This is a genomic window from Tepidibacter hydrothermalis, from assembly GCF_029542625.1.
GTDB lineage: Bacteria > Bacillota > Clostridia > Peptostreptococcales > Peptostreptococcaceae > Tepidibacter_A > Tepidibacter_A hydrothermalis.
In genome coordinates this window covers 469,731-483,748 of record NZ_CP120733.1, presented here as the reverse complement: position 1 = coordinate 483,748, position 14,018 = coordinate 469,731, and the positions used below count along the sequence as shown (strand labels likewise).

Sequence of the window (14,018 nt, the reverse complement as noted above, 5' to 3'; positions counted from 1 at the left end):
ATTAGCTTACCTCTCCTCTATATAATTCTGCTTCTAATTCTTTAATTGTTTCTAGATATTTTTCTTTTCCTCCAAACATTTTAAGTATGCGTCCTGGCATTCCAATCTGCTTAAATTCATCAAGCTTTAATATTTTAACATCTTCAATATCTATAATATTACTATTCATATATTTATCAAGTAAAATTTCAAGAACTTCTCTAGCTTGTTCTCCATATTTTGCAAAATAATTTCTTTTTTTAACGTTATTGATACGCTCAGCTTTTGTTAATGGTTTCATATCAAAAGCAATATGACAAATTAAATCAAAATCATCTATATCGTCTTTTCCTATTTCATCTCTCAGTTCTTCTAAAACAATCCCTTGATCTAATAATTCATCATAGATTACTTGTTTTTTTTCTTCATCTGACCATCTTTTTATAAAATCATCTAGTGTAGCATATTGTTTTTTAATATTTCTTTTTGAATAGTCTTTATAAGACTCTGATACTAATTTTCCATTAGCATCAAGGTATTGTACACGCTTGTTGATTAATGTAACTTCCACATCATTAACATAAAATTTTTGTCTACCTCCACCGCCTGTATCCCCACCTGTATTACCTCCTGTTGGTGGATGATTGCCACCTCCAGTTTCACCACTATCGCCACCTTCACCGCCTTCTCCACCATTATCAATAGGTTCAGGATCTCCATCAAAACCTGGATCGGCAAAAATTCTCGTTGCTCCTCTAAAGTCCATAATCGTAAAATAGAATTTATTAAAATCTGGTCTTAGTCTTGTACCTCTTCCTATAATCTGTTTAAATTCTGTCATAGAACCAATATTCATATCTATTACAATTAATTTACATGTTTTAGCATCTACTCCTGTAGTCATTAGCCTTGATGTTGTTGCTATTACAGGATATGTTTCTGTAGGCTCAATAAAATTATCAAGTTGCAATTTTCCTTCAGGATTATCTCCTGTTATACGCATAACATACTTATGATTTTGTTTTACTAAATCAGCATTTTCATTACTCAAGGCTTTTCTCATATTTTCAGCATGTTCAATATCTTGGCAGAAAACTATTGTTTTTGCAAATCGATCTTTTAATTCTTCTTTCATGTAACGAGAAATTTCTTTCGCTACTAACTCATGTCTTTTTTCTAGAATTACATCTTTATCAAAATCGCAACCGTAATACTCACGATCTTCCATAACTTGACCATATTTATCTGTTTGTCCTTTTAAAGGTCTAAATCCCATCAAATCTTTATCAAGACCCATTCTTATGACTTTATAAGGTGCCAAGAATCCATCTTGAATTCCTTGTTTTAACGAATATGAATAAATAGGTTCTCCAAAATATCCTTGTGTTGAAACGTCATTATCTTCCTTTGGCGTTGCTGTTAATCCAAGATGTGTTGCCTCATTAAAATACTCTAACACTACTCTCCATGCGCTATTATCTTTAGCACTTCCTCTGTGACATTCGTCAATTACTACCAAATCAAAGAAATCAGAGCTATACTCTCTGAATGTCTGCTGCCAATCTTCTGTTCCTGTCATAGACTGATATAATGCTAAATAAATTTCATGTGCATAAGAAATATTACTTCTTTGAATTTTTGTCATTTTATCTCCAAAAGGACTGAAATCTCCAGTAATAGTTTGGTCAACCAATATATTTCTATCAGCTAGAAATAATATTCTTTTTTTCTCTCCAGCTTTCCACAACCTATGTATAATCTGAAAAGCTGTAAAAGTCTTTCCCGTTCCAGTTGCCATAACAAGAAGAATCCTTTTTTGATTTTTAGCAACTGCTTCTACAGCTCTATTAATAGCTACTCTTTGATAATATCTTGGGGACTTGCTATTTAGCTGGTAAAAATAGTCTTGAAGATATAACTTCTCTTGCTCATCAGTAAATTCTCTATGTCCACTAAAACGATTCCATAATTCATCAGGAGTTGGAAAATCCTCTAATGAAATTTCTTTTTCCAATCCAGTGGCTCTATCATGCTCTATAAAACCTTTACCGTTACTAGAATATACAAATGGAATATCCAAAATTTCGGCATATTCAAGTCCTTGTTGCATACCTGCCCCTATTGGCAATGTATCTTTCTTAGCTTCTACAATAGCAAGCGGAATGTTGCTTTTGTATTGAAGTATGTAATCAGCACGTTTAGGAGTTCCTCGTTTTACTAGTTTTCCCCTAACTATAACTCTTCCATCTGTAAAACTATATTCTCTAAGAATCTGTTTATTTTTATCCCATCCTGATTTTTCTAGTGCAGGCGTTATATACCTCATACATACTTCTGTTTCAGTCAAAGCCATATATTTTCCCCCTTTATCCAATAATCTCTAACTCTTTTAGTTTAATATTTATAAAATATAATTTTTTAATATCCCCATTTCACATCTAAGTTATATGATTCCATTACTCCTAAATTGATACTTTTTATACAATTTTACTTAGATATAATTATCTCTTTTAAATTATACTACATTTACTGTCCTTTTGTCTGTACAGTAAACTATAATTTTAAGTAAATATATTTGTTTTTCAATATCCCTATAGACTTAGAGTGTATAGTTCTATGGAGGCACCAAATTGTCATACTCCCCCTGCCAAGTACATTTATCTAGTGATTTTCTTATTTTTTTATCGTTTCCTCTTCCCCTATTCCTTGTTATTTTTAATACCTTAGTTTTTTCATTATGCCTTTTGATACTAAGTTCTTCTGAGACATTCTTTATATCCTCTTGCAAATTTTCATTCTCTTCATATTCATGATTCTTTCTTTCATCAACTTTTCCTTCTGAGTTAACACTATCTTCTAACCCAACGCTTTTATATTTATTAAAATCTACTGTATCCATTATTAATTCTTCATTAACTTCTACTTCATCTATTTTCTCAGTCTCTTCTTTCTTAATTTCTAAACTTTCTTTTTCTTTATTTTCTCCATCAAATACCAATGTATATAAATTTGAACTTTGACCACCATTTTCTCTGTATCTATTTTCTTTTTTTATTACACCAGCATCTAATAAATCTTTTAAGGCTCTTTGGACTGTTCTAGTGGATATATTGCAATCTTTTGCTATGGTTTTGATTGCAGGAAAGCAAGTCAATTCTTTATTGGAACGATTAATCAAATAGTTAATTACAAGGGTTGCTCTCATTGAAAGCTGCATATTATATAAACAATTTAGTAATTTTCCTTTACCCATTAAAAACAGTCCCCTTTCCTTTTCATATGATTTTTCAGTAATATAATTTTTAAAAATCTTACTAAAAATATTTTTATTCGCATCCCCATCAAACAAATCTGGTGCATACTCTGCAAAAAATACATTCCTATATTGTTCTTTTAATCTGACTTTTTCATTCTCTTGTATAAATGAAAATATGGTATTAACTTTATCATCATCTAGCAATTGCACAGCTTTATCATATTCCTCTATTTCATATGGTTTAGCAGTAGCACATAGAATTGATACATCACATTTATTATTAATGGCATTAATCGTCTTTCTTTCAATTACCCCCATGTCATAAATAACAAAGTGATATTCTTCATCATTGCTTGCATTTAAGGATAGATACTTTACACCATTGTAAATAATACAATCCTCTTTAACGACCATTCCTGCATAACTACTAGGTAATTTTTTAATATGGTCATGATTATTAGCTTCTACATAACATACACTTGCTCCAATGCTTGCAAGATAATTACACAGATTCATTGCAATTGTAGTTGCTCCTACCTTTTGTGCTGCACCTGTTATGGCTATTTTAATATCTTTTTTCTCAAAGGAATATTCAGGCATATAACATTGCTTACCATTTAATTTATTCAATTTTAGTTGAATATCCCTTTTACTCATCCCTGAATTGCTTATTGATTTTTGTATTTCTCCTTTTAGATCTTCCACTTCATCTGCTGATAAAATATTGTAAACACCTTGCTCTACTAACCTTTCTATAAGGCTTTCATTCTTCTTAATGTCCTCAATATAAAAAATCACCCTTGAAGAAAACATACTTTTAAAAGCAACAATAGCTTCTATAATTTCATCTTTATTATCTTTAAGTGCCTTTAAATCAATTGCAACATATGAATAATGATTGAAACTTCTCATATCATAGATTACAAATTGCTTTAGACTAAAAGTACCTGATAGCTTTTTGATTACCATACCATTTTCGTTAGATAAGAAATCAAATATTCCTATATTTTCATTGCTAGAAATATAAAGCAGCATTACTTACACCTCTTTCCATGCCCAATCTAAAATCTTGTGGTATGATAATCTCTTTTTCTTTAGGCTCATAAGTAAATAGCAGTATGATACCTACTACTACAAGCACTACATATATTATTAATTCTATTAGTAATTTCTTCTTCAAAATTATTCCTCCCATAAATTTCAAAAGACACCCAAGTATGAGTGCCTTTGAATTAATATATAGTTTTGTAATTTATTATCTTCCTCCTGCTTTTCCCATGAATTTAAACTTATATTCAGGTATTTCAAAATTCACATGAAGTCTCTTTGAACCAATCATCACAAGAGCATTTCCACGTTTTTTTCTTGCTAATAGCTCTTCCTCTGCATCTGTAAGATCGTATAGTTCCTTCGTCTCAATTAAATTTTTACCATCACATCCCATAAGAATTTTAAAGCATGGAATATCTAAAAGAGCCTGCCCATACATCTTGATTTTCGGGTCTAAAAAATCAACAACAGAATGTGAAATAATAGCAACTCCTGCTTCATATTTCCTTGCTCTTTTTTCTACATTTCTAAGAAAAACTAAGGATTGTGGTACATTAGGATCAATCATCAAATAAGCTTCATCACATATTAATAATACAGGTTCATTTCTATTTTCACTCATTTGCTGCCAACACCATGTAAGCAGATTAAAATATTGGGTTCTTTTAATATTGTCACTTGTATTTTGTAAATCATGAGTATCTAGACAGATACATCTTGTATTTGTTTTTATAGTGCTTTTTCCATTCCATAAAAAAGCGTCACTACCAAGAGCAATATCTTGTAATAGTAACGCTAAATCAGTATATTCATTTACTTCATTATTTTTTATGGTCTTTTCTTTTTCTTTCGCTTTCTGTTGTATCAATTGATAAAGTTCTGTAAATGTTGGAAAATCATCACTCGATAATGTATTAATATCAGTATCCCAATTGATGCCAAAATTATTATAAAGCTCAATAACTATTCCTTTCAATATTGCCTTTTGCTTATCCGTTAAAGATGGAATATAGAGACTGAAAAATATATCTAAGTTCTTAATATATATTGCCATATCACCCATTCCATTTCCATCATCTTGATAATATTTATCGTCATCATCAACTGGAGTTGGTCGTATTTGAAGTGGATTGATTCTACCACTACTTCCTCCACCTGCATTAATCCAATCACCATTTAATGATTCACAAAGCTCACGCATTTCACGTTCAGGATCTATAAATATGATTTTAGTTCCTTTCATATACTCTGCTAAGGCAATATGTTTTACAACAGTACTCTTTCCTACCCCTGCTACTCCCATTATAGTGAAATTGGTATTGGTTCTATCATTACCTCTTTTCCATGGGTCAAGAATTACCAATCCTCCTCCATTATCTCTTCCAAAATAATAGCCTGTTCCATCATTATATCCACTTGATGAAAAAGGAAATCCACCTACATAACTGCTCATTGGAATAATTCTTTTTAGTACTTCTTCTATAGATTCATCAATGGTATGGTAAGGAGATACACTTTTAAATGATTGTTCTTGTAGATTTGCCATAACTCTTGTTTTACATTTACTAGCGGCAATAACACTTTCTGTTTTTCTGCATATTTTTTGAAATGTTCTTTCATCTTTTGCCATTGGCATAATTGTAATAATGATTGTTCCAACTGTTTCTCCATGCTGATCGATTTGCAGCATTATCTTTTCGCCGTCAATAGCTGCTCTTTCTGCCCTTTGCTGGGATAATGGGTCTTTTGCTGTTTCTGCTGCACTTCTATGCTGTATGACACTTTTGGATAGCCCTGATATGAATTCTCCATTGTCAATCGGTACAAAGGTTATACTAACAACAGTTCCAGGGATATTTGTTATCTTTGATAGCCATCCATAGTCTACTTTTTGAGGGTATTTGACTATGCCATAGATTCTGCCTGTGTTTTCACCGATGATAAGGCTATTTCTTTTTATTTCAAGCCCCATTGGAGTAATGATATTGAGTAGAGAATTATTTATTTTTGATTGGTCTTGTTGTTTTTTCAAGGTTTTATCCTCCTTTATGGTAAAAAAATAACCACAGAGGTCATCTGCGGCTTCATACTACATAATATTTTAAATTTAACATAAATTAATCATTCAAAGAATAAATGAAAATTACAATACCTTTTTAATGAATTATTGTCTCTTTTTATAAAATCCCAAGTTTCTCTAAAATCTCCTGCAACAACAAATTCATTATTCTTAATGAATTCGATAAACTCCTCTTCTTTTCCATAAAAAGAATCTGCAAACTCCTCAGCAACTTGCATTTTCATACTATCATCCATGTTAATTTCATCATGAAGTACATGCTCTAAATTGCATGAAAAATAATACATTGAATAAGGTATACCTGCTATTTTAGGACAAGTAGCTAATCTATTTTCAACTTGACTCTTTTTTTCATTACGACGTAGAACTGCTTCAACACTATTAGCTTTAATCGATTCAGTTGAATATCTAAATTCCTCAATATCCTCTATCTCAATAAACTCTTCACCTACATAAGCTCCATCTGTATCAATTATATGAACAATTTGAAGCAAATCACTTTTCTTAAAAAAATTACTCTTTAAAAATCTTTTTACATGATCATTAACCTTAGTAATGGCATTTTTAGCTGTAGTAAATCTATCTGATGTGATATCACCCTCAGTTATATGAAACCTAACATTCTCATCCTTAACAATTTTATCAATTATACCACCAAGAGAAGTCTTATCTGTAATACCTTCTACAATAAACAATATAACTTTTTTAGTTTTCATCAATCACCCTCCCAGCTATTCTGAAAGCATGACTGATTTCAAAACTATTTGTCTCTTCATAAATATTTTCTTTTTGACCACCTAGACTTATGCTTCTGTAGTAAAGATTTCTTAAATTATTATTAGTTTTCACATTAGCAAATCTAAGATATCTATTTTGTGGATTAGTCGTTGTAAAAACTAGCGAACTAGGATCTAACATCTCCAATGGCCTTAAATTATGAGATGTAAATATTAGTTGCCCTTTTCCACTTTCGCTTATAATTTGTAATATTTCCCCAAGAAGATATTCGAAAATACCTGCATCTAGCTCATCAACCACCATGCAAACAGATGGATTATTGAACATAGTAATAAGAGTATTTAATATTGAAATAATCTTCTTAATTCCATCTGACTCATATTTCAAAGGAAATGTCACATTATCCCTTACTGAGACTAATTCTATCCTAACTCCTTCTGCTCCATCTTCTTTTAATTGTTTACCATGATTTTTTATATCAATATTTAATCCAGGTATTATAGTTCCTAATACAATATTCATTTGCTTAATCAATTTTGTTACTACTTCAAATACTTGTTTAGGAACAACAGATGGCTTCAAAAGTCCAATACCCAAATCACCCTGAGTAACACTTTTATCATCACTAAGTCTAAAGCTTAACGGAATGATCAAGTTCATGTTAATCATACCAGCTTGATTGTTTTTAATAATGAACAAGTTTAAATTCGCAAAATATTTTAGAGCCATAATTATATCTGTGTACTCTTGGAAATTCTCGTTTCTTTTTATTATTTCTTCTGTTTTAGTACTGAATATAAAGGACGTTACATTTTCTTCCGATAGCTCTTTCGCAACTCCAAGTTTAATATAATTATCAGTATTATTTGCTGTTAAGAGCTTAAAATTCTTAATGGGTTTGAAAATAACATCTGTATACATTAAATTAAAATCAATTATACCTGCTTTACTTTTCCAATCCCCATCAATAAATTTTTTGTATGATAGATTTTCTTTCGTAATTTTAACTTTTTCTTCTTCAGCCTTACTTAACTCAATTTCATAAAAAACCAGATACTTACCATCTTTGCCCTCAATATTAAGTATAAATTTTAATTCCGAAGTTTGTGAAGTCTGTAATATATAATCAAATGTATTTTTAGGAAACTTTTTCCCTGAAAGGGCAAGTTTAAGAATCCACATAGCATCCACAAGAGCTGTTTTTCCAGAACCATTTTGACCGTAAAGCCCAACTATTTCTGATTTTCTATTGGAGAACTCTTGTTTTATATAGCTTGGAAACATAATACTTCCTTTTTCAACATTCTTAAAATTTGTTAATTCTATTTGTTGTACACGAACAATTGTTTTGTTCATAATAGACACCTCCAACTATATGTATCATAACATATCAGCTCAAATATGTAAATGTATTTTGGATAATCGGAACATAATGTTCTAATATCAAAAAATAAATCTCGATATTTTCATTCTGTCCATTATTATAATTATTATTCCTAATTTATTGTTATGACTCTATACGTATATTAATCAAAAATTTTAGAACACTAATAAAACTACTTAATATTTGTCATTGAAGTAATAGTTTCCGTATCCTCAACCTGTACATAAGCAGGATTATTTACAAGATTACAAAGCCTTACAATTTCCTGCTCTTTTAAGATTTCGCATCTTATATTGCCGCTTTCAAATTTATTTACAAACTCCCTACATTCTTTCAAGATATCCTTTTCAACATTCTCATGGTACTTATCCCAAATCATAATATAAAACTGCCTTTCCACTACATCTCCAGATATGGCATAATTACTCATAACCATCATTTCATTCCTTAGCAATTCTTTTTGCTTTTGATTATTTGTTTCAGATAATAGTTGAGTGTATTCATTAATCAATGGTGATATATCTACTGGTCTTGATACTGCAAGAAACTTAAAAGGTTTTCGTATACTTGATAATTCTGCTGTTAATGCTCTGCATATCTGCTCCTTTTCTGTATCTGAAAATAAATCAATGCTTATAGAATTAATCTTTATATACATAATAATTTGACCGTCCCTTGTATAAAGGAAACGGTCTTTTATATCTTTTACATTTATAAATTCATTAGCTGTTATCTGAGCATCACTTAATTCTGTTTGATTTTGCTGTTTACTTCTTTTTATAAAGAAAAATGCGATTACTCCTGCAATAATACAAATAGCAATGCCTATGATTGGTATAATCTGATTCATCTACATACCTCCTCATTTCTAGTTATTCCATTAATACAGCTGGTCTTCTATAATACATAAAACCAACACTTTCTGCTGTTGTTACAACCACGTTATTAGCTCCTGAAGCACAGTGAGCCACTAGAATACGTCCTTTTTTATCTTTACCTACAACAATGCCTATATGATTGACCTTTCTTGTACCTGGAACCGCAAGGAAAGCTAAGTCCCCAGGCAATGCTAAACTTTCAGGCATACTGTTCGATAAATTCCATTGCTGCGTTGTTCCTTGTCCAATTGTTTCATTTATAGTTCCAACAGGTATACCCATATTGATAAACACCCATGTCACATAACCTGAACAATCAAGACCAAATGGTCTTTTAGTTCCTGTAGTAGGACTTCCCTTTGAAGTAACTGTCATTTGTTTTCCCCATCTATTATCCCATCCAATAGAAGAACTTTTTCCTCCCCAAAAGTAATTGACTTTCCCAACAATACTACAAGCTGTTTTTACAATTTTTTCTCTTTCTATGGATAAATTCCCAGGTAGAAACTCTTTAATTTCTGTTATTTGCTCCTTATTTAAAGTAAGCATACCTGTGTTATTGCCAACAAATGCAACAATTCCACTTTTCTTCATTTCTTCTATCACTCTTTGTTGTTTTTGGTTAAAATGATATGCTAATGCAATTTCTTCAGCTGATAAGCAGTCAATATAGATTGTTTTTATATTTTTGTTTATGGTTTTTGTTTTAGTAATCCTTTTACCCTTCTCATTTGTTGTAATATAAGTTTTTTTCTCTGTAATGGTTTCTATTTTTGAAGTAATTGTATTCATATCCCAAAATACATTCTCTAATTTATTAATTTGCTCTTCTGTTAATACTGCCATCTGCTCTGCATTTTTATTGGTAACATTGTATTTTACTGAATAAGCTATTAAGATATCTGCTGAATTATCTATAATATTATTATCTTCACTTCCCATAATCACTGTACGCACTTCATCTACTGTATCATCTTCTTTTTCTTCCCTTATTTTTTCTTCAAACTGCTTTTTTAGGGAATCCATTGTATCGGATATTGAAATAGCATCTACATTTGTTCCATCACTTGTCATAGAAAAGAAGATTGCAAATGGTGAGCTAAGTACAAGTAAAATCATTATAAAAGGAAGAAGACAGGCTATTAAAATAACCCGTCTTGCTCTTTCATCACTAACTGCTGTTGTAGCAACTTTTGTAATTGCTTTTAAAGTTGCTGGATTTATTGCCATGGGAACACCTCCTATTTCGGACCAATGTGCCAATCTTCAAATAAATTTCCATCAATGTTTATATCGTCATCAAGATTAACTCTTAGCATTCCTTCTGGTGTCCACATATCTATTACTTCTGCATAAACTTTATATCTGCCATCAGGATACCAAACAGGAGTAAAATGTACTCTATTATTATAAGTTGAATATTTATTTTTCTTAAATTGAAAGTTTCCATAGCTTGTCATATCAAGTAAACGCCAATAGCTTTGATAATTAAACTCTGGAAAATATGAGATAACATTTTGTGTATAGGTAATATGGCTACTTGGTGCATTAGAATGAATATTTGTTAAAACATCAACATTAACACCATACCCAGATTTCATTGTCTTATTCCTTGCAGTTGGGGATTTACTATCAGGGTAAAGGTTCATATTAGCTGAAAGTGTTGCTTTATAGTTTGTAAAATCATATTTCCAATTTCCTTCATCTACCCATCGCCCATTATCAACCCACTTCCCTTTATCAACCCATTTCGTCCTACGATGTCCAGGACAACTTCCATCAGATTTGCAGCCTCCACTATGATGATATCTATAGATTTTTTTCACCCAATGACTTTCCCATTCCCATTTTGGATGCCATACCCAATTTGGTATCCAACTACAGCTGTATATTCCCCAATTAGCACTAGATTTGTCAGCTTTTATTGGAACGCTTGGAATAGAAAATCCTTTATTGGTATCATTGGCTGTAGGATTTGGTGGAGGATTTACTCCTAAATCAACAACTTTTCCTGTAATAGTGGCCCTTCTACTTTTCCCATCTATTTTGGCTGCTGAATTTCCTGTAACTTTAACATCAATTACTACATCTTGTGGAGTAGCTGGAGTATGCCATTTTATCCAAACTAATTCAGATCCGCCACTAGGTATGATAACTTCTGTACTTTTGGAATAACCGTTAGCAGTCATGATTACTGTAGCTGTATTCTTTTTAGGATTTTTATAAGCTGCCTCACTTTCATGTCTATTATCAGGAGTAATATCCTTACTTGCATAAATCCTTACAGAAGTTATTACATCCGTATCAACTCTATATTCATAATCGTAGGTCGTATCATTTTCCACTGCATTAGTAGCATTTGGTTTTAACATTCTCATTCCCCAACCACCACCTGATATGATTCTATCTTCACTCCAATAAACATCATCTGGTAATGCAGAAGTTACTGGATATCCAAACCAGCTTTCTTCCAAAATAATAGAATTCGGCAAATCAGAGTGTGTCATTCCTGAAATATATTGACCTGTACTACCAAATTTGAAATTAAAATATCCTAGTTTTTGAGCTAATGCATATTCCGTTGCTGTAAATGCTAATACTGTTTTTTTGCCTTTAAGATATGAGATAATAACAGGTTCATAGATTATAAGCCAAGGAACTTGATTTTGATATACTCCATTTGTTTTTATAGGTAATATCACATCTGGTGAAAATCTCTTTGTTTCCCCTTTTATAGTAAAATTAATATTAGATACCAAGCCTTCTTTGGTTGTTCCTTTTTGTCGTGCAAAACCATCTATTAATCCTAGTAATGTTCTAGTATCGCCAAAATATGATTTTACAGAATTAATATTTCCACCATTCGTTATTGGAATTGGTGGTGGATTATCAGTTATATATTGAGAAATCTTTATAGGAGATAACGATAGACCATTTATATAATCCACTTTATTCCTAGAACTCCCCATTGCATTACGATGCAATGTAAAACTTGAAGGCTTTATATATACTGGACTAGTTCCAATCATTTTCCAACCTCTTGATAAATTACTTTTTTTGTCACCTTTATCAGATAAACCTACATATACTGAAACCTTGTACATATATTCATTTCCACGATAAAAGCCTTTACCTTTTGCAGCACTATTTGTATTTCCTGAACCACTATCCGCATTATCATCTGCAAATACTATAATTGAATTAACTGTAAGAGCAAGTACAACAAACATCCATACTATCTTCTTAAATATTTTCAATATTTCACGCTCCTTTGCATACAAAAAAGACAGCTCCTATTAAGAAACTGTCTTCTATCTTAAATTTTAAATATTTTTAAGAATAATGTTGATATAGTATTTTTAAGGGAACCTCCTTGAAGATTCCCTTAATTCGCATTTTAAGAATATTATGAAACTATTATTATTTTTACTTAAAGCTTTTTCATATTTAATGCTTTTTTAATAGTTTCCTGTATAACAGAACCACAACATTTACCTAAAGGATTCTTAGTTTCACACTTCCCATTTTTCATTGCTCCTGTGATTTTTATAATATCCTTCATATCTTTTGCATTTTCATTAAGAACAGCATCAATAATTTGTTGTTCTGTAACTTGATTACAGTAGCAAATGTATTTAGGGTTAGCATCCTTTTTAAACCATATAGGAATTTTTATAGAATCCTTTTTAAAGACTAAATTTCGGTCAGAATTAAAATATATTACATCACAGTCTTCATTTAAACATATATGATACTTGCAATCTTGTACTTCATCTACAAAGCTATCAAGTACAAAATGCTTTACAGTTTTACTTTTTACTTCTTGTGTTTCTCCGTAACAAACGGGACAGACATAACCTTTTTCTACTGTACCAGTAGAATTTTCATTACTAGCTCAACAAGATGTTTTAGCTTTTTTATTTTCCATTTTTCGTACCTCCAAAGTATATGTTTAATTCATATTTTTCTACAATTATGACCTTATTTAATTATATTTAGCATTGACTCAAATTACAACATATTTCTTAAACGTAGTCAAATTTTAATTTTTATTAGATTAAAATTTGTCTCCAGTACCCCATTCTCCATCACCAAGATCCGATCCTTTTATTTTTCCCCCATCACCATTACTAGGAATATCTTCTTGTAAAAATGGATTTTGAGAATCAGGAACTAAATTGCTTTTTTCAGTATCATTAGTTTTAGATTCAATTTTCATCTTAGGTTCTTCCTTATCTTCAGGAATATAGATTACCTCTTCCTTTTCATACTCAGGTTCTTTTATCATATCTTCAACATCATCTTTTGTTTGAGGTTTCTTTTCAGGTGGGGTATTTTGGGGTTTTTCAGGTTCCTTTGATAAAGGTTCTTTAATGACTTCTTTTTCTACTTTATGATCTGTATCTCTTATAACTACTTCTTCTTTGATTTTAGAAACTTCTACTTTTACAACTTCTTCTTTAGGTACTTCAATAGCATCCACTACTGTATTGTGGGTAGTTTTTTCTTCTATTAATATATCTTTATTGGTATCTTTAGGACTTATTTTTACATAAATTGCTCCAATAAGAATAATCCCTACCACTAAAAGGGTTGCTATCATCCTTGCTCTTTTTGTTTTCGTATTCATTTTTTTCATATCTGTTGTCCTCC

At 30.9% G+C, this 14,018-nt stretch carries 10 protein-coding genes and 1 pseudogene; all 11 read right to left on the bottom strand.

The genetic code is table 11. The features are described from left to right. Position 1: 1 nt before the first annotated feature. The gene (hsdR, locus tag P4S50_RS02020; RefSeq protein ID WP_277732840.1) at positions 2-2,332 is read right to left on the bottom strand and encodes an EcoAI/FtnUII family type I restriction enzme subunit R; all 2,331 of its coding nucleotides are present in this window, start codon (positions 2,330-2,332) and stop codon (positions 2-4) included. A gap of 261 nt (positions 2,333-2,593) precedes the next feature. Beyond that, positions 2,594-4,270 (bottom strand): helix-turn-helix domain-containing protein, encoded by a 1,677-nt coding sequence (locus tag P4S50_RS02015; RefSeq protein WP_277732839.1) that lies wholly within the window; start codon positions 4,268-4,270, stop codon positions 2,594-2,596. Continuing rightward, positions 4,251-4,415, bottom strand: a complete 165-nt coding sequence (locus P4S50_RS02010; protein WP_277732838.1) for a hypothetical protein — start codon at positions 4,413-4,415, stop codon at positions 4,251-4,253. The genes P4S50_RS02015 and P4S50_RS02010 overlap by 20 nt, the downstream gene beginning before the upstream one ends. 75 nt (positions 4,416-4,490) lie before the next feature. After that, positions 4,491-6,317, bottom strand: a complete 1,827-nt coding sequence (locus P4S50_RS02005) for a VirB4 family type IV secretion system protein (RefSeq protein WP_331489683.1) — start codon at positions 6,315-6,317, stop codon at positions 4,491-4,493. Between the two features lie 89 nt (positions 6,318-6,406). Further along, positions 6,407-7,081, bottom strand: a complete 675-nt coding sequence (locus P4S50_RS02000) for a hypothetical protein (RefSeq protein WP_277732837.1) — start codon at positions 7,079-7,081, stop codon at positions 6,407-6,409. Beyond that, complete coding sequence (locus P4S50_RS01995; RefSeq protein WP_277732836.1) at positions 7,071-8,459, bottom strand: AAA family ATPase; 1,389 nt, start codon at positions 8,457-8,459, stop codon at positions 7,071-7,073. The genes P4S50_RS02000 and P4S50_RS01995 overlap by 11 nt, the downstream gene beginning before the upstream one ends. Before the next feature lie 200 nt (positions 8,460-8,659). Continuing rightward, entirely contained in the window at positions 8,660-9,337 is a 678-nt protein-coding gene (locus P4S50_RS01990) for a hypothetical protein (protein ID WP_277732835.1), read from the bottom strand. A gap of 22 nt (positions 9,338-9,359) precedes the next feature. Continuing rightward, positions 9,360-10,595, bottom strand: coding sequence for a C40 family peptidase (locus tag P4S50_RS01985; RefSeq protein ID WP_277732834.1), 1,236 nt, complete (start codon positions 10,593-10,595; stop codon positions 9,360-9,362). A gap of 11 nt (positions 10,596-10,606) precedes the next feature. Then, a complete protein-coding gene (locus P4S50_RS01980; protein WP_277732833.1) occupies positions 10,607-12,622 on the bottom strand; it encodes a DUF8195 domain-containing protein in 2,016 nt (671 codons plus the stop codon). A 173-nt stretch (positions 12,623-12,795) separates the two neighbouring features. Next, positions 12,796-13,245, bottom strand: a pseudogene (locus P4S50_RS20225) (Csac_0668 family 2Fe-2S cluster-binding (seleno)protein); the annotation flags it as partial. A 177-nt stretch (positions 13,246-13,422) separates the two neighbouring features. Next, positions 13,423-14,004 carry a hypothetical protein gene (locus P4S50_RS01965; RefSeq protein ID WP_277732832.1) on the bottom strand — a complete coding sequence of 194 codons (582 nt, stop codon included), beginning with the start codon at positions 14,002-14,004 and terminating at the stop codon, positions 13,423-13,425. Between the last annotated feature and the right edge of the window lie 14 nt (positions 14,005-14,018).